The sequence below is a fragment of the Serratia sp. L9 genome (assembly GCF_050632285.1).
GTDB lineage: Bacteria > Pseudomonadota > Gammaproteobacteria > Enterobacterales > Enterobacteriaceae > Chania.
Genome location: NZ_CP192591.1, coordinates 5,261,616 through 5,282,108, shown reverse-complemented (window position 1 = coordinate 5,282,108; position 20,493 = coordinate 5,261,616). Strand labels below are relative to the sequence as shown.

The 20,493-nt window shown below is 54.9% G+C and carries 16 protein-coding genes and 6 pseudogenes; 19 read left to right on the top strand and 3 right to left on the bottom strand.

All coding sequences use genetic code 11. From position 1 onward, the window contains the following. Window positions 1–35 precede the first annotated feature (35 nt). The 6 genes and pseudogenes from nrfB (at window position 36) to ACQ86O_RS25135 (ending at window position 4,934) form a co-directional block, all read left to right on the top strand. Window positions 36–605 carry a cytochrome c nitrite reductase pentaheme subunit gene (nrfB, locus tag ACQ86O_RS25160; RefSeq protein ID WP_431223336.1) on the top strand — a complete coding sequence of 190 codons (570 nt, stop codon included), beginning with the start codon at window positions 36–38 and terminating at the stop codon, window positions 603–605. Beyond that, window positions 602–1,273 carry a cytochrome c nitrite reductase Fe-S protein gene (gene nrfC, locus ACQ86O_RS25155; RefSeq protein ID WP_431223335.1) on the top strand — a complete coding sequence of 224 codons (672 nt, stop codon included), beginning with the start codon at window positions 602–604 and terminating at the stop codon, window positions 1,271–1,273. The genes nrfB and nrfC overlap by 4 nt, the downstream gene beginning before the upstream one ends. Further along, window positions 1,270–2,217, top strand: coding sequence for a cytochrome c nitrite reductase subunit NrfD (gene nrfD / locus ACQ86O_RS25150; protein WP_431223334.1), 948 nt, complete (start codon window positions 1,270–1,272; stop codon window positions 2,215–2,217). Before nrfC ends, nrfD begins: the two co-directional genes overlap by 4 nt. Window positions 2,218–2,294: 77 nt before the next feature. Continuing rightward, window positions 2,295–3,991, top strand: a pseudogene (nrfE, locus tag ACQ86O_RS25145) (heme lyase NrfEFG subunit NrfE). Further along, a complete protein-coding gene (locus ACQ86O_RS25140) occupies window positions 3,979–4,365 on the top strand; it encodes a cytochrome c-type biogenesis protein CcmH (RefSeq protein ID WP_431223333.1) in 387 nt (128 codons plus the stop codon). The pseudogene nrfE and the gene ACQ86O_RS25140 overlap by 13 nt, the downstream one beginning before the upstream one ends. Next, window positions 4,362–4,934, top strand: coding sequence for a TPR domain-containing protein (locus tag ACQ86O_RS25135; RefSeq protein ID WP_431223332.1), 573 nt, complete (start codon window positions 4,362–4,364; stop codon window positions 4,932–4,934). Before ACQ86O_RS25140 ends, ACQ86O_RS25135 begins: the two co-directional genes overlap by 4 nt. Window positions 4,935–4,940: 6 nt before the next feature. Here the strand turns inward: ACQ86O_RS25135 and ACQ86O_RS25130 are convergent, their stop codons facing one another. Next, on the bottom strand, window positions 4,941–5,429 hold the full coding sequence (locus tag ACQ86O_RS25130) for a YbaK/EbsC family protein (protein WP_431223331.1): 489 nt from the start codon (window positions 5,427–5,429) through the stop codon (window positions 4,941–4,943). A 267-nt stretch (window positions 5,430–5,696) separates the two neighbouring features. On the opposite strand from ACQ86O_RS25130, the gene ACQ86O_RS25125 reads away from it, so the two are divergent. Then, entirely contained in the window at window positions 5,697–6,641 is a 945-nt protein-coding gene (locus ACQ86O_RS25125) for a DMT family transporter (protein WP_431223330.1), read from the top strand. A gap of 157 nt (window positions 6,642–6,798) precedes the next feature. Here ACQ86O_RS25125 and ACQ86O_RS25120 read toward each other — a convergent pair whose 3' ends face one another. Together ACQ86O_RS25120 and hcaR are read right to left on the bottom strand one after the other, a co-directional pair. Further along, a complete protein-coding gene (locus ACQ86O_RS25120; RefSeq protein WP_431223329.1) occupies window positions 6,799–7,227 on the bottom strand; it encodes a TOBE domain-containing protein in 429 nt (142 codons plus the stop codon). 166 nt (window positions 7,228–7,393) lie between these two features. Next, window positions 7,394–8,278 (bottom strand): DNA-binding transcriptional regulator HcaR, encoded by an 885-nt coding sequence (gene hcaR / locus ACQ86O_RS25115; protein ID WP_431223328.1) that lies wholly within the window; start codon window positions 8,276–8,278, stop codon window positions 7,394–7,396. A 136-nt stretch (window positions 8,279–8,414) separates the two neighbouring features. Between hcaR and hcaE the strand changes: the two genes are divergently transcribed. The 12 genes and pseudogenes from hcaE to ACQ86O_RS25055 all read left to right on the top strand — a co-directional run bounded on the left by hcaE (window position 8,415) and on the right by ACQ86O_RS25055 (window position 20,154). Further along, on the top strand, window positions 8,415–9,776 hold the full coding sequence (hcaE, locus tag ACQ86O_RS25110; protein ID WP_431223327.1) for a 3-phenylpropionate/cinnamic acid dioxygenase subunit alpha: 1,362 nt from the start codon (window positions 8,415–8,417) through the stop codon (window positions 9,774–9,776). Continuing rightward, window positions 9,773–10,294: a 3-phenylpropionate/cinnamic acid dioxygenase subunit beta gene (gene hcaF, locus ACQ86O_RS25105; RefSeq protein WP_431223326.1), complete on the top strand. Its 522-nt coding sequence runs from the start codon at window positions 9,773–9,775 to the stop codon at window positions 10,292–10,294. Before hcaE ends, hcaF begins: the two co-directional genes overlap by 4 nt. Further along, window positions 10,294–10,610 (top strand): annotated as a pseudogene (hcaC, locus tag ACQ86O_RS25100) (3-phenylpropionate/cinnamic acid dioxygenase ferredoxin subunit). The gene hcaF and the pseudogene hcaC overlap by 1 nt, the downstream one beginning before the upstream one ends. Next, window positions 10,610–11,422 (top strand): 3-phenylpropionate-dihydrodiol/cinnamic acid-dihydrodiol dehydrogenase, encoded by an 813-nt coding sequence (gene hcaB / locus ACQ86O_RS25095; RefSeq protein ID WP_431223325.1) that lies wholly within the window; start codon window positions 10,610–10,612, stop codon window positions 11,420–11,422. Before hcaC ends, hcaB begins: the two are co-directional and overlap by 1 nt. Before the next feature lie 48 nt (window positions 11,423–11,470). Next, window positions 11,471–12,627: pseudogene (gene hcaD, locus ACQ86O_RS25090) on the top strand (3-phenylpropionate/cinnamic acid dioxygenase ferredoxin--NAD(+) reductase subunit). 154 nt (window positions 12,628–12,781) lie between these two features. Then, a complete protein-coding gene (locus ACQ86O_RS25085) occupies window positions 12,782–14,449 on the top strand; it encodes a bifunctional 3-(3-hydroxy-phenyl)propionate/3-hydroxycinnamic acid hydroxylase (protein ID WP_431223324.1) in 1,668 nt (555 codons plus the stop codon). Window position 14,450: 1 nt separating this feature from the next. Further along, window positions 14,451–15,398 (top strand): 3-carboxyethylcatechol 2,3-dioxygenase, encoded by a 948-nt coding sequence (gene mhpB, locus ACQ86O_RS25080; RefSeq protein WP_431223323.1) that lies wholly within the window; start codon window positions 14,451–14,453, stop codon window positions 15,396–15,398. 18 nt (window positions 15,399–15,416) lie between these two features. Further along, a pseudogene (locus ACQ86O_RS25075) lies at window positions 15,417–16,285 on the top strand (alpha/beta fold hydrolase). 14 nt (window positions 16,286–16,299) lie between these two features. Continuing rightward, a complete protein-coding gene (gene mhpD / locus ACQ86O_RS25070; protein WP_431223322.1) occupies window positions 16,300–17,097 on the top strand; it encodes a 2-keto-4-pentenoate hydratase in 798 nt (265 codons plus the stop codon). Then, complete coding sequence (locus tag ACQ86O_RS25065; RefSeq protein ID WP_431223321.1) at window positions 17,094–18,044, top strand: acetaldehyde dehydrogenase (acetylating); 951 nt, start codon at window positions 17,094–17,096, stop codon at window positions 18,042–18,044. The genes mhpD and ACQ86O_RS25065 overlap by 4 nt, the downstream gene beginning before the upstream one ends. Next, a pseudogene (gene mhpE / locus ACQ86O_RS25060) lies at window positions 18,022–19,049 on the top strand (4-hydroxy-2-oxovalerate aldolase). The gene ACQ86O_RS25065 and the pseudogene mhpE overlap by 23 nt, the downstream one beginning before the upstream one ends. Window positions 19,050–19,231: 182 nt before the next feature. Then, window positions 19,232–20,154, top strand: a pseudogene (locus tag ACQ86O_RS25055) (Rpn family recombination-promoting nuclease/putative transposase). Window positions 20,155–20,493 lie beyond the last annotated feature (339 nt).

Sequence of the window (20,493 nt, the reverse complement as noted above, 5' to 3'; positions counted from 1 at the left end):
GCCCCGTTCGCGGGGCGTAAAACAATGGAGTGAATATGAGCGTACTGCGTTCGTTATTAACTACCGGGGTGCTTGCTTGCAGTCTTTGGCTGACAGTATTACCGGTATCGGCCCAGACCGATAGTCCCGCAGTTCAACAGAAATCTGCGGAAGTCACCTTACAACGTAACCCGGATGAAGCCTGCCTGCGCTGCCACAAACCGCAGCAGAACGCGATGCATGGCAAACATGAGGGGGCGGTCAACCCGAATAACAAATTGCCGCTGACCTGCACCAACTGTCACGGTACACCTTCACTGCATCACCGTGAGGGCGTTAAGGATGTGATGCGGTTCAACGAACCGATGTTTGGCGTAGAGCAGCAAAACAGCGTTTGTATGTCCTGCCACTTACCAGAGGCGCTGCAAAAAGCCTTCTGGCCGCATGATGTGCATCTGGCCAAAGTGACCTGTGCCAGTTGCCATCAGCTGCATCCGAAGCAGGACAAAATGCAGGAGCTGAACGACAAAGGGCGGATACAGATCTGTGTCGATTGCCATCGTCAGCAGCAAGTGGACCCGGCGTTTAATCCAGCCGCTGTAAAGCTGGATAAGGAGCGGCCATGAGCTGCTCTCGGCGCCGTTTTATCGCAGGAATAGGCGTGCTGGCTGTGGCTTCTACTGCGGCAGAAAAACTGCTGGCACGCACCATGAACGTGAATGGTATCCGCTATGGCATGATTCATGATGAGTCGCGCTGCATTGGTTGCACTGCCTGCATGGATGCCTGCCGCGAGGTTAATCAGGTGCCGGAAGGTGTTTCGCGCCTGGAGATTATCCGCAGCGAACCAATCGGCCAGTTCCCGGATGTGAAATACCGGTTCTTCCGGCATTCCTGCCAGCATTGTGACGATGCTCCCTGCGTGCATGTTTGCCCGACCGGTGCTTCGTTCCGGGATGCGGCCAGCGGGATCGTCGATGTCAATCCGGATCTCTGTGTGGGTTGCCAATATTGCATTGCTGCCTGTCCTTACCGGGTGCGCTTTATTCATCCGGTTAACAAGACGGCGGATAAATGCGATTTTTGCCGCAAAACCAACCTGCTTAAGGGTAAGTTGCCAGCCTGCGTTCTATCCTGCCCAACCCAGGCCCTGACGTTTGGTAATCTGGACGATCCGAACAGCGAAATCTCGCTGCTGCTGAAGCAGAAAACGACCTATCGCTACAAGATTGCCCTGGGAACCCGACCCAAAATGTATCGCGTTCCTTTTAAATATGGGGAGATAAGTCAATGACTTCTGCGTTTCATTTTGACTCTCTGGTCTGGGACTGGCCAATTGCGATTTACCTGTTTCTGATCGGGATTTCCGCCGGTCTGGTGACGCTGGCGATTCTGTTACGCCGCTATCACCCCGAGGAGGGAACGGCCAGCAGCCGCATCATGCTGACCACGCTGTTTGTCGCACCAACTACGGTCATGCTCGGGCTGGTGATCCTGATTTTTCACCTGGCCCGCCCGTGGACCTTCTGGAAACTGATGTTCCATTACAGCATGACTTCGGTGATGTCGATGGGGGTTATGCTGTTCCAGGTTTACATGGTGGTGCTGGTGGTCTGGCTGGCGCTGATTTTCCGTGACCAGGTTGGGGCGTTACAGCAGCGCTGGCTGCCACGTTTAGTGATAGTGCCAAAACTGTTGGCTCGCCTGTTGCCATTGCTGCGGCCGCTGGAAACGTTGATGCTGGTACTGGCCGTATTGCTGGGTGCCTACACCGGGTTCCTGCTTTCGGCTCTGAAGTCTTACCCGATGCTGAACAACCCGTTGTTACCGGCGCTGTTCCTGTTTTCCGGGGTTTCTTCTGGTATCGCAGTGGCGTTGCTGGTGGCGGCCTTTGGGCCCAAGAGCGATATCCATAGCCGGGAAGTGCATTTCCTGCACCGGCTTGAAACGCCGGTAGTTTGGCTGGAGATTTTCCTGCTGGCGGCGTTCTTTGTTGGGTTGGCTCTGGGGGATGACGGTAAACTCCGTGCCTTGTCAGCAGCGCTGGGCGGCGGTTTCTGGGCCTGGTGGTTCTGGCTGGGCGTGGTCGGTCTCGGGTTGATTATTCCATTACTGTTGAAAGCGTTAGGCTGGGGGAAAGCAAATCTCCATATCCTGTTGATCAGTGGCAGTAGTCTGTGTGGCGTGTTGCTACTGCGTTATTTTATTTTGTATGCGGGGCAAATGACAGTTGCCTGAATGCATGTTGTATACCTGCCGTTTTCAGGCTGTCGCATGAAAACGGCGAGTAAAGCAGGATTAAGGCGGTAGATGTGTTGTTGTGGTTGCCTGAGTTTGGATTCATAGCGTTATTGTTAGCCTGTACTGCTTCATTGCTGCTGGCTGGCATAACGCTATTTTTATTACTGGCCTGCCGTCAGAGGGGGTTACTGCCGGTGCGGGGCTGGAGCTATGTGATTTTTGCCCTGATCGCACTGGCATTTGCCATTTTGCTGCTGCTGTTCTGGCGCAACGATTTTTCCGTTCTGTATATTGCCCAGCACGGGCATCGTCAATTACCGGTGCTGATGAAAGCCGGGGCGCTATGGGGTGGGCATGAAGGCTCCCTGCTGCTCTGGTTGCTGTGCCTGGCTGGCTGGTCTGCCTGCTTTGCCTGGTTCAGTCCTAAATCCGATTGCTCACTGCAACCCCTTACTCTGGCTATTCTGGCGCTGATTATCGGCTGCTTCCTGATCTTTATTCTGTTCTTCTCCGATCCCTTTGTGCGGGTGTTTCCTGCCGCGGTCGAAGGGCGCGATCTTAACCCGATGCTGCAACATATCGGTCTGATACTGCACCCTCCGTTGCTCTATCTGGGGTATGGCGGATTTGCCGTTTGCTGTGCCTTGATGTTGGCCGCTTTGCTGCAAGGGGAGTTTACCGCACAGATTGCCGGGCAATGCCTGCGCTGGGCCAAACCGGCTTGGTGTTTTCTCACCGCCGGGATCATTTTGGGTTCCTGGTGGGCATACAGCGAGCTTGGCTGGGGAGGGTGGTGGTTCTGGGACCCGGTAGAGAATGCTTCTTTACTGCCTTGGCTGACCGCTACAGCTTTGCTGCACAGTTTGGCGGTCGGCCAGCGCACCGGCGGGTTGCGGCATTGGTCGGTGCTGCTGGCGTTGGGCACCTTTGTACTCAGCCTGCTGGGCACTCTGATTGTGCGCTCAGGCGTACTGGTTTCGGTGCATGCTTTTGCGCTGGATGAGCAGCGCGCGCTGCCTCTGTTTATTTTGTTCGCTTTCCTGAGTGGGGCCTCTTTCCTGATTTATGCCCTGCGCGCCAACCGGGGGAATCTACGGTTTCACCGGTCAAGCCTACGCTGTTGGCCGCTTTGTTGCTGCCAAGCTCTGCGGCTCTGATTGTGCTGGTAGGTACGCTGTACCCGATGTTTTACCGGCTGATGGGGTGGGGGCAAATTTCTGTCGGGGCACCGTATTTCAATCTGGTGCTGCTGCCGTTTGGGCTGCTGGCATTGGTGATGATGTGCTACGGCGGATTTGATCGGCGGCGACTCCCGCAGTTGATTGCTCATGCGGGGGTACTGTTGACCGCATTGGGCATTGCCTGCTCAGCGCTGCAGCGCCATGAGGTCAGCCTGAACGTCACCGTCGGTGAGACGGTAACCCTGGCGGGCTATGAGTTCAGGTTCAGCGCGCTCGAGTTGCAGTCTCAAGCCAACTTTACCAGTGAACAGGCGATAATTGATGTTTCGCAACAGGGCAAACCCGTTACCCAACTTGTGCCAGAACGGCGGTTTTATACCGCCCGTCGGCAACAGATGTTTGAGCCGGGTATCGGCTGGAATGCTTTTCATGACTGGTATGTGGTGATGGGCGAGAAAAGCGGCGAGCAGCGTTATGCCATGCGGTTTTATGTGCAGACCGGCATTCGCTGGATCTGGTGGGGAGGGGCGCTGATGATCGTTGGCGTGATGGCCGCAGGCTGGCAAAGGAGGCAGAAATGCGCTGGCTAGTCGCCCTGTTGCTGTGGGCAAGCATAACGCTACCGCTAGCGGCCCAAATTGTGGATACCTGGGCATTCAGTACGCCAGAAATACAGGCGAAAGCGCTGGCGGTGGCAGGCCAGATCCGCTGCCCTCAGTGCCAGAATCAAAGCCTGCTGGAGTCTAATGCTCCTGCGGCGGTGGCGATGCGCCATGAGGTGTTTGCCATGACCGAACAAGGGAAGACGGCTGACGAAATCATGGGCTTTATGACCGAGCGCTACGGCAATTTTGTGCGCTACCAACCTGCGGTAGAAGTGCCGACTTTAGTGCTTTGGGGGTTGCCACCGTTAATGCTGGGGGCGATCGCATTGGTGTTGTGGCGCCGCAGGAGAACCCAATGAAGATGCGTACTTTTCACCTGCTGTTTATTGCACTGGTGCTAGGCTGCACCACCGTTTGGTATATCGCCAGCGGCCGCTCCGCCAGTGTATTGGCCGAGCAGCGTAAGCCGGTGCAAACCTTCACGCCGCAACAGCAAGCCGAGAATCGCTTGGAGCAGTTGCAGCAAAAAATCAGCCAGTCGCCACAAGACAGCGTGTTGTGGGCAGAACTGGGGGAATACTATCTTTACAGCGATAACTTTACCGATGCGTTGGTGGCCTATCAGCGGGCGCTGGCGCTGCGGGGCGACAATGCCGAACTCTATTCTGCGCTGGCCACGGTGCTCTATTATCAAGCCGGGCAACGAATTACCCCGCAGGTGGAGAGCACTATAGAGCGGGCTTTGGCTCTGGATAAAAATGAGGTTTCTGCGCTGATGCTGTTGGCTGCCGATGCCTTTTTGCATGCGGATTATGCCAAGGCGATCACCTTGTGGCAGCGCCTGTTGGACAGCCAGTCACCACGGGTAAACCGGCCACAGCTGATTGAAGCCATCAATATGGCGAAGCTGCTGCTGCGCCAGCAGTAATCTGAATTATTCCGTGCGAATAAATTTCACCGGTTTGGGTTGGGCAATACGCTGGTAATCCTGGGTATTGAGCAGCAGTGAACGCTCCAATGTTCCGGCGTTAAAGGCCAACTCATCAAAGCGCTCGAACAATAACGGATCGGCAACCAGCAGCAAATCCGTATGGAAGCTGAACGGCGGGATCGCACCAAACACGCAATCGGTGAGCAGAGTGACCTCGGCAGGGCTGGCCAGCGAAGCGCGGGTGCCACCAATGCCCTTTGCCAATGCGGCAAGATCGGCTTGCTGATCGGCGGGCAGAACGGCCAGAACGTGCTGCTTGATGCCATTGCCCTTGACGTGGCACACCAACGCTTTCGCACCTTGCCCTAGCTGGGTGCCGCGTAGCTTGGCAACTTCTTCAGATTTCCCCGCCATTGGGTGTTCCACCATCCGATAACGTGCCTGATGTTGGTCGAGAAGGGTGGTTAAAAGGTTCAATGTTGCGGTAGACACGCCAGATTCTCCTAAGTAATTTTCTGCCTAATCATAACCCTATATAAAATATTGGTATAAGCAAAAATGGTTGTCGGTTAAGCCATAAAAGCGCCAATAACTCAGCATAAGCGCACTCTCAGTCCATTTATACTCGCTGCAAACAGACCAGGAAACTCGTTAACTTTAATTCGGTGAAGTGGTGTTAAACAACGGGCTATTTTTTTGTTTTGTCGGATAATAGTAAAATCTAAAACGGTATTTTGTTTTTTCTGTAAGGGCAGGGGCGTGAAGACTGACGTGTCGTTATTTACCCAGAAGAAGTTCGTCTGGCTGTGTGCTGCTTTCTGTTGTCTGCTGTGGGGTAGCGCGTACCCGGCTATCAAGAACGGCTATGAGATCTTCGAGATAGCCACCGACGATCTTCCAGGCAAGATCGTGTTTGCCGGGTATCGTTTCGTTATCGCCGGGTTCTTGTTGTTGCTGTTTGCCTTCCTGCAGGGTAAACCCATCGGGCGTTTGTCGCGCCACCAGTATTCACAGCTTGCCGTGCTGGGTGTTACCCAAACGGCGCTGCAGTATGTTTTTTTCTATATCGGTCTCGCCTTCACAACCGGGGTAAAAGGTTCGATCATGAATGCCACCGGCACCTTCTTTAGCGTGCTGTTGGCACACTTTATCTATAAAAACGATCGTCTGAGCATGAACAAGATCGTCGGCTGCGTGGTGGGTTTCACCGGGGTAATGGTGGTGAACTTTAACAGCCAGTTGATGGACTTTAGCTTTAGCTGGCTGGGTGATGGCTTTGTGGTGATTGCCGCGTTTATCCTTTCGGCCGCCACGCTGTATGGCAAACGTATTTCGCAAACGGTCGATCCCACCATTATGACGGGCTGGCAGTTGGGATTGGGCGGCGTAGTGCTGACGGTGGGAGGCTATTTGGCTGGGGGAAGGTTGGCGTTTCATGGTTGGGGATCGGTAGCCATTCTGGGCTATTTGGCGCTGTTGTCCTCGGTGGCCTTTGCGCTTTGGAGCCTGTTGTTGAAGTACAACCGCGTGGGCATGATTGCTCCCTTCAACTTCCTGATCCCGGTTTCTGGTGCTGTGCTGTCTGCCATCTTCCTGCAGGAAAACATACTGGAATGGCGCTATGCGCTGGCATTGGTGCTGGTGTGCTTTGGCATCTGGCGGGTCAATGTAGTGCGTAAGGAAAAGCGCGAAGCTAGCGCCTGACGATGAATAGTCAATATCCTCCGGCATAGCCGGAGGTTTTTCATGCGCGCCTATAAAGGCTCTGTTACCCGTGCGCCCTGGCAGGCGCATCGCGATCGGGCATTTGCATGCTGTCGATGGCTTACGGCCTGTAAACGGGCTACCCGGATAGGGGAGTTTATGCCTTGACGGCCAGCAGCACGGAGGAGGCTTTAATCAGCGCAATGACCCGTGAGCCGCTTGCCAGTGACATCTCATCCAGGCTTTCATTGGTGATCACTGAAGTCAGTGTGAAACCCGCATCTGTTTTGACATGCACGGTCGTGTTTACTGCACCTTTCTCAACCGAACTCACCACGCCTGCAAATTGATTGCGGGCAGAGAAACGCAGACCACAATCTTCTGAGGCCAGAATCACCCAAGGCGCTTTGATCAGGGCGACGGCTTCTTTGCCGGTGACCAGGCCGAGCGACTTTTGGCTTTTGGCGGTCACCATCGCCACCAGCTTTTCTCCGCCAGCCAGGGTAATTTCCACTTCATCGTTGACTGCGCCATTGGCTACGGCAGAGACGGTGCCAGATAGTTGGTTACGGGCTGATACGGACATAAATGCTCCTCGGTTAGGGGGATATGATACAGACATCGTACAGAATGGCGGGTTTTATCTCTTTTGCAATGCGTCATTATATGACTGAACGGAGGGTTTGGGGGCTGATGGCAAAAAGAATCGCCAAAATAGGAGAGAGGCCTGAAAGAAAAAGATCGGGATACGGTTAAAGCTCCGCCTGCTCCTCAACCAGATCAATCATTTGCGCCAGCGCTGGGCTGCTGTTTTCCCGGTGCCATGCCATCAATAATTCAATCTGTGGCGCACTGGCCGGTAACGGGCGAAACACCACGTTCGATGATTGAAAGTGGCAGACATAGCGCGGCACAATCGACAGGCCTAACCCCATACCGACCAGGTTCATGGTGACCAGAATGTTGGTGGCTGCCTGCACGACTATGGGTTGGCTGTGATTTTGGGCGAGGTAGGCTGTCACCATCTGGTGTAACGCGCCTGAGTGGGCCGGATCGGTGCTGATAAAGTTCTCGCCATCAAGATGATGTGGTTCAAGCAGAGTCTCTTTGCTCAAGGGATGATTGACGGGCATCACCACTACCAGGGGCTCGCGATAAACTACCTGAAAATTCAGTTGATTACTGTTGATCGGGTGGCGCATAAAGCCGACGTCAATTTCCCCTTTCAACAACTTGTCTTCCTGATGAGTGGTAATGATGCTCACCAGTTCGATACTGGACGCTGGTAGCCGCAGGCGCAACTGGGGCAGCACATCGGGCAGGATATTCACCTCTGCGCAGGGCACAAAGCCAATAATCAGCCGAACCCGTTCCTCCTCCATCGCCTTACGCGCCAACTGTTTTGCCTGCTCAGACAATTCAAGAATATTGATCGCCTGAAGCAAAAACACCTCTCCTGCGCGGGTCAGCGAAACCTGCCGATTGTTTCTGATCAATAACGGGGCACCAATGCAACTTTCCAGATCTTTGATCTGGCTGCTCAAAGAGGGTTGCGAAGTATGCAGCCTCTCCGCAGCCCGCGTGAAATTAAGTTCTTCAGCTACTGCGACAAAATAACGTAAGTGTCTTAATTCCATGCCTTTTTCTCCAATCATAGAAAAAATGTCTGATACGGTCGATTTTAACTATTTCACAAAATAGTAACCGGAAAGCAACATCCTTTGTGCAACCCCTACGAAGGTCAATACATCTCTTGGATGAGGATCAAATAATATGACCACGAACACAAATTTAGATATCTATAGCTTGATCGACACCCAGAATGGGCAAGTTCTGCCTCGTATTTATACCGATCCGGAAATTTATCAATTAGAACTGGAGCGAATTTTTGGCCGTTGCTGGCTATTTCTGGCCCACGAAAGCCAGATCCCAAAACCGGGCGATTTCTTTAACACTTATATGGGAGAAGACGCCGTTGTTGTGATCCGTCAGAAAGACGGTTCCATCAAGGCGTTTCTCAACCAGTGCCGGCACCGCGCAATGCGCGTCAGTTACGCCGACAGTGGCAATACCCGCGCATTTACCTGTCCTTACCACGGTTGGTCTTACGGCATTGATGGCGAATTGGTCGATGTGCCCTTAGAGCCCCGTGCCTATCCGCAAGGGCTGTGCAAGTCCCATTGGGGGCTGAAAGAAGTTCCCTGCGTTGAAAGCTACAAAGGCCTGATCTTCGCCAACTGGGATACCAGCGCTCCGTCACTGCTTGAGTATCTGGGCGATATGGCCTGGTATCTGGATGGTCTGCTGGATCGCCGGGAAGGCGGCACCGAAATTGTCGGCGGCGTGCAAAAGTGGGTGATTAACTGCAACTGGAAGTTCCCGGCCGAGCAGTTCGCCAGCGATCAGTATCATGCCTTGTTCAGCCATGTCTCGGCGGTACAGGTTCTGGGCGGTATGCAGGACGGCAGCGATAAAAAACTGGGTGAAGGCCAGACCCCTCGCCCGGTATGGGAAACGGCTAAAGACGCGGTGCAGTTTGGCCAGGATGGCCACGGTTGCGGCTTCTTCTTTACTGAAAAACCGGACGCCAACGTGTGGGTTGATGGTGAGGTTTCACGTTACTACCGGGAAAGCTACGCAGAAGCAGAGCAGCGCCTTGGAAAGATCCGCGCCTTACGCCTGGCGGGCCATAACAACATTTTCCCGACCCTATCCTGGCTCAATGGCACCGCTACTCTGCGCGTCTGGCACCCCCGTGGGCCGGATCAGGTAGAAGTCTGGGCGTTCTGTATTGCCGACAAGGCCGCTTCGGATGAAACCAAAGCCGCATTTGAAAATAGCGCCACCCGCGCCTTCGGCCCTGCCGGTTTCCTGGAGCAGGATGATTCGGAGAACTGGTGCGAGATCCAGAAATTACTCAAAGGCCACCAAGCGCGCCATAACCCATTGTGCCTGGAGATGGGGCTGAATCAGGAAAAACGCCGTGATGACGGTATTCCTGGCATTACCAACTACATCTTCTCTGAAACCGCAGCGCGCGGCATGTACCAGCGTTGGGCGGATTTGCTGAGCAGCGAAACCTGGCAGGAAGTCCAAGACAAAACCGCAGCCTATCAGCAGGAGGTGATGAAATGAGCCATCCCGTCTCTTTTGAACTCCATCATCAGATTACCCAGTTCCTCTACCATGAAGCCGCCCTGCTGGATGATTGGGAATTCCGCGCCTGGCTGGAACTGCTTGATGACGACTTGAGCTACACCATGCGTACCACGGTCAATGCGCAGACACGCGATCGTCGCAAAGGAGCACAGCCTCCGACGACCTGGATTTTCAATGACAACAAATCACAGCTCGAGCGTCGAATTGCCCGTCTGGAAACCGGCATGGCCTGGGCAGAAGAACCTCCGTCCCGTACTCGCCATATGGTCAGCAACTGCATCATTACCGAAACGGCGCAGCCTGACGTGTTCTCGGTGCGGGTTAACTACCTGCTTTACCGGGCGCAAAAAGAGCGTGATGAAGCTTTTTACGTAGGCACCCGTACCGATCTGCTGCGCCGCCGGTCGACCGCAGAAGGCTGGGGGTTGTGTGGGCGTGAAATCATTCTCGATCAGGCGGTCATTACCTCTCACAACTTGAGCGTATTGTTCTGATGAAACGAATCCAAGCCTGTCTTGTTGGGGCGTTACCGGAGGGGAGGCCCTCCGGATCGATAATGAGCCGACGATCGCGTTATTTCATGTTGGTGGTGAATATTACGCGATCAACGATCGTTGCAGCCACGGCAATGCGTCGATGTCTGAGGGCTATATCGATGAAGACGCCACCGTGGAATGCCCGCTGCACTCGGCCAGTTTTTGCCTGAAAACCGGCAAAGCATTATGCATGCCTGCCACAGTGCCGCTGCAAACCTACCCGGTCTCCATCATCGAGGGGACCGTGTTTATCGATTTACCGGAGGGCGTTTGATGTCCGATCTCAAAGATGATGTGGTGCTGATAACCGGTGGCGGTTCAGGTTTAGGGCTGGCGCTGGTGGCGCGCTTTATTGAAGAAGGGGCTCACGTGGTGACCCTGGAGCGTTCAGCGCAGAAAGTGAGCGGATTACAACAGCAATTTGGTGAGCAGATTGTTGCCGTGCAGGGGGATGTAACTTCCTTTGCCGATAATCAGCGCGCGGTTGATATGGCCCTGTGCCGCTTTGGTCACCTGGACTGTTTTATCGGCAACGCCGGTATCTGGGATCACAATGCTTCGTTGCTGGATACCCCGGCTGAACAGTTAGAGAGCGGTTTTAACGAGCTGTTTGCCGTTAACGTCAAAGGCTATCTGCTCGGCGCCAAGGCCAGTGCTGCGGCGTTGATCCAATCGGCTGGCAGTATGATCTTTACCCTCTCCAATGCTGCCTGGTATCCCGGCGGCGGCGGTCCGCTGTATACCGCCAGTAAGCATGCCGACACGGGGCTTATCCGTCAGTTGGCCTATGAACTGGCTCCTAAGGTACGGGTCAACGGCGTAGGGCCTTGTGGCATGGCCAGCGACTTGCGTGGCCCGCAGGCGCTTGGGCAGCAGGATACTTCAATAATGCAGGCACTGACGCCTGAAAAGATCGCCGCTATTTTGCCTTTGCAATTCTCTCCTGCTCCGGAAGATTTTACTGGCCCTTATGTGATGCTTGCCTCGCGCCGTAACAACCGAACGCTGAGCGGTGTGATGATCAATGCCGATGGGGGGCTGGCAATTCGGGGTATCCGCAATGTAGCGGGTGGATTGCAGTTATAGGAGCAAACATGAAACAGATAGTGATTATTGGGGGGGCAGGCTGGGGCGATGGCCGCCGCAGCGCTCCGCGCACAACAGTTTACCGGCACCATTACCCTGATCAGTGAAGAGCCGGAAATTCCCTACGAGCGTCCCCTCTCTCTAAAGCTACGTTACTGTCGCCAACCCCGCAGTTGCAAGACATTCTCCTCGCCTCTTTCTATGAGGAGAATGCCATTGTTCTGCGCCGTAACACCCGTGCCGTCGCTATTGATACCCAGCAGCGCACGGTAGTGCTGGCCGATGGTGAAGAACTGGATTGGGACCGGTTGCTGTTGGCTACCGGAGCCAAGGCGCGCAGGTTGGCATCGCTGGATGCGCTGGGTGATAAGTCTCACACCTTGCGCACCGCGGCAGATGCCCGCCGGTTACGCGGCGTACTGATTGCTAACCAGCGGATCCTGATTGTTGGCGCCGGGACCATCGGCCTGGAACTGGCCGCCAGCGCCCGGCAATGTGGTTGTGAGGTGACGGTTATTGAGCAGGCACCCATGGTGATGGGGCGTAATGCGCCGCCACCGGTTCGCGATTACCTGATGAGTCTGCATCAGCAACATCAGATACGCCTTTGCCTTAACGCCCAGATTGAACATGCCGCCCTGGAACAGGAAAACGTGGTGCTGACGTTACAGGACGGTGAACGGCTGATCGGTGACGCGGTGATTTACGGCATTGGCATCGAAGCCAACGATCAACTGGCCACCCAGGCCGGATTAGCCACGGCCAACGGCATTATTGTTGATGATCATTGCCGCACTTCGGTTGACGGTATTTTTGCGGCTGGCGATGTCACCTTACGCCGTAAGGGAGCGCAACTTGTCCGCCTGGAAACCTGGGATAACGCTAACCAGCAGGCGATGGTGGCCGCCTGCGCCATGCTGGACAAGCCTTTACCCGCTGCGGTGCCCGTCTGGTTCTGGACCGATCAGTTCGACAGCAATATTCAGTTTATCGGGGTTATGCAGAGCGAACATTGGTTGGTGCGCGGTAGCGGTGAAGCGCATAGCGCCATCTGGTTTGCCTTGCAGGATGGGCGGTTGGTGGGGGCCATCACGCTCAATCAGGGGCGGGAAATGCGCCATCTGCGCAAACTGATCCAACAGGGGAAATGGGTGGATGAAAAGTTGTTGGTAGACCCGCAGGTGGCAATAAAGAGCCTGCTGTAGTTTAGCCAAGGTTGATTGGTTTCCCTCCTTCACCCCAATCCTCATGCCGTAGGAGAGGGAGACTGGTGTTGCGAACTGGTGAGGGGGGCTTTTTCTGCCCGGTACCTGGCGATACTCGCCTCATAGACTCTCGAACAGGATAAGTGAGTAACGTATGCCCAACAGCAAGATCCCGGCAACAGGTCAGGTTGCCAACTATCAGGCCCAGGTCGCCGTGGTAGGCGCAGGCCCGGTTGGCCTGATGATGGCCAACTATCTTGGCCAAATGGGTATTAAGGTTGTGTTGATTGAGAAACTCGACACCTTGATCGATTACCCACGCGCTATTGGTATTGATGATGAAGCGCTGCGTTCCATCCAGGCGGTTGGGTTGGTCAATGAGGTATTGCCCCATACCACGCCGTGGCACGCGATGCGTTTCCTTACCCCGAAAGGGCGCTGCTTTGCCGATATTCAGCCAATGACCGACGAGTTTGGCTGGTCGCGGCGTAACGCTTTCATCCAGCCGCAGGTGGACGCCGTGCTGTTTGAAGGCCTGAAGCGTTTTCCCAATGTCAGCAGTCTGTTTTCCCGCCGCCTGATGGCTTTCAACCAGGATGCTCAGGGCGTAACGCTGCAGCTTGAGGATGACGAAGGCAAGCATGAAACGGTACGAGCCGACTGGTTGGTGGCCTGTGATGGCGGCAGCAGTTTTATCCGTCGAACCCTGGGTATTGCTTTTGAAGGCAAAACCGCACCCAACCAATGGGTGGTGGTGGATATCGCCAACGATCCGCTTGGTACTCCGCATATTTATATGTGTTGCGATCCGGTACGGCCATATGTGTCGGCGGGATTGCCACATGGCATACGCCGTTTTGAATTTATGGTGATGCCCGGGGAGAGCGAAAGTGAACTGAGCAAACCGGAAAAGATGCGTGAATTACTGTCTAAAGTCCTGCCGGAACCGGGAAATGTTGAGCTGATCCGCCAGCGCGTCTACACCCATAACGCCCGTCTTGCAGAGCAGTTCCGCGTTGATCGCATCCTGTTGGCAGGTGATGCGGTGCATATCATGCCGGTGTGGCAGGGTCAGGGATATAACAGCGGCATGCGTGATGCCTCAAACCTGGCCTGGAAGTTGGCGATGGTCGTAAAGGGTCAGGCAGGGGAACGCCTGCTCAATACCTATCAGCAGGAACGCCGCGATCATGCCAAAGCGATGATCGATCTTTCCGTCACGGCGGGGCAGGTGCTCGCCCCCGCACACCGTTGGCAAGGCAAGCTGCGGGATGCGCTATCGTGGGTACTCAATTATCTGCCGCCCGTCAAACGCTACTTCCTCGAGATGCGCTTTAAACCGATGCCGCGATATCACAGCGGTGCGTTGGTGCAGGGCGAAGATGAGAGCTCGCCGGTCGGGCGTATGTTTATCCAGCCGACAGTCACCTTCAGCAATGGCACTCAGCGGCTGCTGGATGAAGCTATCGGGCCGCAGTTTGCCATTATCGCCTGGGGCAGCAACCCGCAATGGGGCCTGAGCGAAGAGCAGATTGTGCAATGGCAACAGGCAGGAACGCAATTTATTCAGGTAGTGCCGCAAGTGCAGCTCTCCGCCATACGCCAACTGCCAACCGGCGTGGTGTGCGTGGGGGATACCACTGGCCGGCTGAAAGCGTGGTTTGCCAATCAGCAGCATTCCATCGTGGTGCTCCGCCCGGATCGTTTTGTTGCCGGAGTCGCCATTCCACAGACTCTTGGCCGGTTAATGGATGACCTGGCAATGGCCGTTTCGCTCCATTCCGCGCTAATCACCCCAACTAATAAAAACAAGGTGGCTTGATATGAATGCTTATCTCCATTGCCTCTCACACTCCCCGCTGGTGGGCTATGTTGATCCGGCTCCTGCGGTATTGGCCGAAGTGGAAAAAACCATTGCCGATGCGCGTGAACGGATCCAGGCATTTGATCCCGAACTGGTGATCCTGTTCGCTCCCGATCATTACAACGGCTTTTTCTACGACATTATGCCGCCTTTCTGCATTGGAATGGCAGCGACGGCAATTGGTGATTTCAACAGCGCCGCTGGTGAACTCCCGGTGCCTGAGGCGTTGGCCGAAGCCTGCGCTCAAGCGGTGATGGACGCGGGAGTCGACATTGCGGTTTCCTATTGTATGCAGGTTGACCATGGCTTTGCCCAGCCTCTGGAGTATCTGCTTGGCGGGCTAGCGAACTACCCGGTGTTACCGGTGTTTGTTAATGGCGTCGCTCCACCATTGCCTGGCTTCAAGCGCACGCGCCTGCTGGGCGAAGCCATCGGGCGTTTTGCCAAAGGGCTCAATAAACGGGTGCTGATCCTGGGTTCTGGCGGCCTGTCGCATCAGCCGCCGGTGCCACAGTTGGCCGGGGCCGACGCGCATCTGCGTGACCGCCTGTTGGGCAGCGGTTATCAGTTACCGCCAGAGGAGCGCCAATTGCGTCAGCACCGCGTTATTTCTGCCGCCCGTGCCTTTGTTGAAGACCCAAACACCTTACATCCCCTCAATCCGGTCTGGGATAACCAGTTTATGGACATTCTTTCCAGCGGGCGGCTTGCTGAGCTGGATGGGTTGGGTAATGACGAACTGTCGGCGATCGCCGGCCGCTCCACCCATGAAGTTAAAGCCTGGATGGCCGCTTTTGCTGCGTTATCGGCTTTTGGCCCTTATCAGGCTGAAAGCCGCTATTACCGCGAGCTGCCTGAGTGGATCACCGGGTTCGGCTCCCTTAGCGCGGCCCCGCTGCAGAAATAACGATAAATGGAGAACATCATGACATCGCAATCCTTTGACCTTACTGAAGAGAATACCAGCCGCTTCGTGCAAATCCGCGAAGGGGAAGCCAATCTGCGCATCCATTACAACGACTGTGGCAACGGCGCACAAACCGTGGTGATGCTGCACGGCTCTGGCCCTGGTGCCAGCGGCTGGGCAAATTTCAGCCGTAATATTGAGCCGCTGGTGGCCGCAGGTTTTCGCGTGATCCTGTTGGATTGCCCTGGCTGGAGCAAGAGCGACTCAATTGTCAGTACTGGTTCCCGTTCTGACCTGAATGCCCGCATTTTGAAAGGGCTGGTGGATGCACTGGATCTGCAACAGGTGCATCTGCTGGGGAACTCCATGGGTGGCCACAGCGCCGTCGCCTTTACCCTGACCTGGCCGGAGCGGGTAGGCAAACTGGTGTTGATGGGGGCGGTACCGGCGGCGCGAGCCCGTTTGTGCCGATGCCGACGGAAGGGATCAAGCTGCTGCAAGGGCTCTACCGTGAGCCTAACATTGAGAACCTGCGCAAAATGATGAACATCTTTGTTTACGATCCCAGCGATCTGACCGAAGAGCTGTTCAAAACCCGCCTCGACAATATTCTGGCCCACCGCGATCACCTGGAAAACTTCGTCAAGAGCCTGTCGGTTAATCCGAAGCAGTTCCCGGATTTCAGCCCGCGCCTGGGTGAAATCAAGGCCAAAACGCTGATCGTCTGGGGGCGTAACGATCGCTTTGTGCCGATGGATACCGGGCTGCGCCTGCTGGCGGGCATTGCCGGATCACAGTTGCACATATTCAGCAACTGCGGGCATTGGGCGCAATGGGAACATGCCGATACCTTTAATCGCATGGTGCTGGATTTCCTCAAGCATTAATCAGGGAGTGAATTATGAGTGATTACAGCCTGCAGCAATTGGCTGAGGCATTACGCCAATCCGAGAGCAGCGGCAAGGTGATTGAGCCATTACGCGATCGTCTCGGCATCGACAATGGTGAGGCGGCTTACGCCATCCAGCAGTTGAACGTGCAGCATTGGCAGGCCGCTGGCCGCCGCGTGGTGGGCCGCAAAGTTGGGCTCACCCATCCCAAGGTGCAGCAACAACTGGGGGTTGATCAGCCGGACTTCGGCACGCTGTTTGCTGACATGTGCTATGGCAGCAACCAGAGCATCCCGTTTTCGCGCGTGATGCAACCGCGTATCGAAGCCGAGATTGCATTGGTACTGAATCGCGATTTATTGCATGCGGATACCACTTTTGATGAGTTATGTGGTGCGGTGGAGTGGGTGTTGCCAGCGCTGGAAGTGGTAGGCAGCCGTATCAGGGACTGGTCTATCGCCTTTGTCGATACCGTGGCGGATAACGCGTCCTGCGGCGCGTATGTGCTAGGTGGCCCGGCGCGTCGGCTGGATTCGCTGGATTTACAAAATTGCGGTATGAGCATGACCAGAAATAACGAGGTGGTTTCCACCGGGCGTGGCAGTGAATGCCTTGGGCACCCGATTAATGCTGCGGTTTGGTTGGCACGCAAAATGGCCAGCCTTGGAACGCCACTGCGAGCGGGCGACGTGGTACTGACGGGAGCTTTGGGTCCGATGGTGCCAGTGAAGCTCGGCGACAGCTTTATGGCGGAAATTGACGGTGTTGGTACGGTAACAGCCCACTTCTATGAGGATAGCCAGTCATGAGCAAGAAAAAAGTGGCGATCATCGGCTCTGGTAACATCGGTACCGATTTGATGATCAAAATCCTGCGTAACGCCAAGCATCTGGAGATGGCGGTCATGGTCGGTATCGATCCTGAGTCGGACGGCCTGGCCCGTGCTCGCCGTATGGGCGTTGCGACCTGCCATACCGGCGCCCAAGGGTTGATCCAGATGCCAGAGTTTGCCGACATCGATTTCGTTTTTGATGCCACCAGCGCGGGCGCGCATATTAAAAATGATGCCGTGCTACGGGCGGCCAAACCGGGGATCCGGCTTATCGACTTGACGCCTGCGGCCATTGGCCCCTACTGCGTTCCGGTGGTGAACCTGGAAGAGAATCTCGGCCAGACCAACGTTAATATGGTGACCTGCGGTGGCCAGGCGACGATCCCGATAGTAGCCGCAGTAGCGCGAGTGGCCAGAGTCCATTACGCCGAAATTATCGCCTCTATTGCCAGCCTGTCTGCCGGGCCTGGCACCCGTGCCAATATCGACGAGTTTACCGAAACCACCAGTAAGGCAATCGAAGTGGTGGGCGGAGCTGAGCGGGGCAAAGCGATTATCGTTCTGAACCCGGCGGAACCGTCATTAATGATGCGCGATACCGTTTATGTGCTCAGTGAAGCCGTCGATCAAGCCAAGGTAGAGGCTTCAATTACCGAGATGGCGGCAGCGGTGCAGGCCTATGTACCGGGCTATCGCCTCAAGCAGAAAGTGCAGTTTGACGTGATCCCGGCAGATGCACCGCTTAACCTGCCGGGGATCGGGCGTTTTTCTGGCCTAAAAACCGCGGTATTTCTGGAGGTTGAGGGGGCGGCGCACTACCTGCCATCTTACGCAGGCAACCTCGATATTATGACTTCTGCTGCGCTGGCAACCGCCGAGCGTATGGCTCAGGCAATGGCGAATGCTGCTGGAGAACGGCTATGAACGAGAAAAAATCTATATCTCGGATGTGACGCTGCGCGACGGGATGCACGCCATTCGTCACCAATATACGCTGCAAAATGTGCAGGATATCGCCAGGGCGCTGGATGCGGCGAAGGTGGATTCGATTGAGGTCGCCCATGGCGATGGCCTGCAGGGTTCCAGCTTTAACTACGGCTTTGGGGCGCATACCGATCTGGAATGGATTGAGGCGGCGGCGGATGTCACCACCCATGCGAAAATCGCCACGCTATTACTGCCGGGCATCGGCACTATTCACGATCTCAAGGATGCTTATAATGCCGGGGCGCGAGTGGTGCGTGTGGCTACCCACTGCACCGAAGCCGATGTCTCCAGGCAGCATATCGCCTTTGCCCGTGAGCTGGGTATGGACACCGTAGGTTTCCTGATGATGAGCCATATGACCACGCCGGAAAATCTGGCGAGCCAGGCCAAACTGATGGAAAGTTACGGTGCCACCTGTATCTATGTGGTGGATTCTGGTGGCGCAATGAATATGAACGATATTCGTGCCCGTTTCCGTGCCTTGAAAGCGGTACTGAAACCGGAAACGCTCACCGGGATACATGCGCACCATAACCTCAGCCTTGGGGTAGCCAACTCGATGGTGGCGGTGGAAGAAGGCTGCGATCGTGTGGATGCCAGCCTGGCAGGGATGGGCGCCGGGGCCGGTAATGCGCCGCTTGAGGTATTTATTGCTGTGGCAGACAAACTCGGCTGGAATCATGGCACCGATCTGTATGCGCTGATGGATGCGGCCGACGATCTGGTTCGCCCGTTGCAGGATCGGCCAGTGCGCGTCGATCGCGAAACCTTGGCGCTGGGCTATGCTGGTGTTTACTCCAGTTTCCTGCGTCATTGCGAGGTAGCTGCGGCGAAATACGGCATCAACGCGGTGGATATTCTGGTGGAACTGGGGAAACGCCGCATGGTGGGGGGCAAGAAGACATGATCGTCGACGTGGCGCTGGATTTGCGTTCCCGCTAAGTACCCGCAGGCCAGCTTGGCTGGCCTGCTCATTAGTTTTATTCCGATTATTAAGATCGTTAAGGCTCGATAGAGTTCCACTATCAGATACAGATTCACAGGCAGCAACATAGCCTATATTCGACATTTCTACTGTCTGTAAACACGCGGCAACACCGTTTTTATCATGATAGGATGCCGAAATGAAAACGACTCCAACTCCCCATGATGCCGCATTCAAAGCGTTCCTGACCCATTTGGAGACGGCTCGTGATTTCCTGCATTTACATTTGCCGCCAGCCTTGCTGCAGATCTGCGATATGGAGACGCAAAAGCTCGAGTCAGGTTCATTTGTAGAGGATAATCTGCGTGCCTACTATTCCGACGTTCTCTATTCGCTGCAAACAGGGAAGGGGGATGCTTATGTGTATTGTTTGGTTGAACACCAAAGTTCGCCTGACAAGCATATGACGTTTAGGCTTATGCGTTAGGCAATAGCCGCTATGCAGCGCCACTTGGATGCAGGGCATGACAATCTGCCGTTGGTAATACCTATTCTGTTTTATACGGGCAAGCGCAGTCCTTACCCTTATTCTATGAATTGGCTCCAGGCGTTTACCGATCCGGAACTTGCTGGCCAGCTTTATAACGGTGCTTTCCCACTTGTCGATGTGACGATCATTCCTGACGATGAGATCATGAAGCATCGGCGTATGGCGATCCTGACTTTATTGCAAAAGCCTATCCGTCAGCGTTCTCTGGGAGAGTTGTTGGATAAACTGGCCTCATTGCTGCTGCAAGAGCAGATGACCAGACAACAGTTTCAGGTTATATGATACAAAGCGGTGAAACACCGGATGCACAGGCGTTTATATACCAATTGGCACAGCGTGTGCCGAAGTAGGGAGATGAACTCATGACCATCGCACAGCAACTGGAACAAAAAGGCCTGGAGCGCGGTCTGGAAAAAGGCCGCCAGGAAGGCATACAGCTTGGCCAGGAAAAAGGCCGTCTTGAAGGCAAGCTGGATGTCGCCCGTACCATGCTTAAGAGTGGTATTGATCGCGCTACAGTCATGCAAATGACCGGCCTTTCAGAAGAAGATCTCCAGCAGATCTGCCATTAAAGTAGCTGCCATCTTTGATTTGCCAAAGGTGGCATACCGCGCGTTAATCCCGACAAAAAACCTCACATGATAGCTGTCCGCCTGGAGATTTTTTACCATATCCAGCGCAAACACCTGCTTATACACTTCTCTACTCTTACTTTTCTCGTGACCAATCGGTTGGCGATTTGCCCGTAACTAGCCACTTATGGCCATTTTTCGCCCCCTCAGCGCACGCTGATCATCATGGCTGGCCATCATCGGTATTATCTGGTCTGTCGACGTTACAGTATCAGTCGTTATCGTTTATCGGGTGCAAGACACGTAAGTTGATTGGTTAAATTGCGAACTTGATCACTT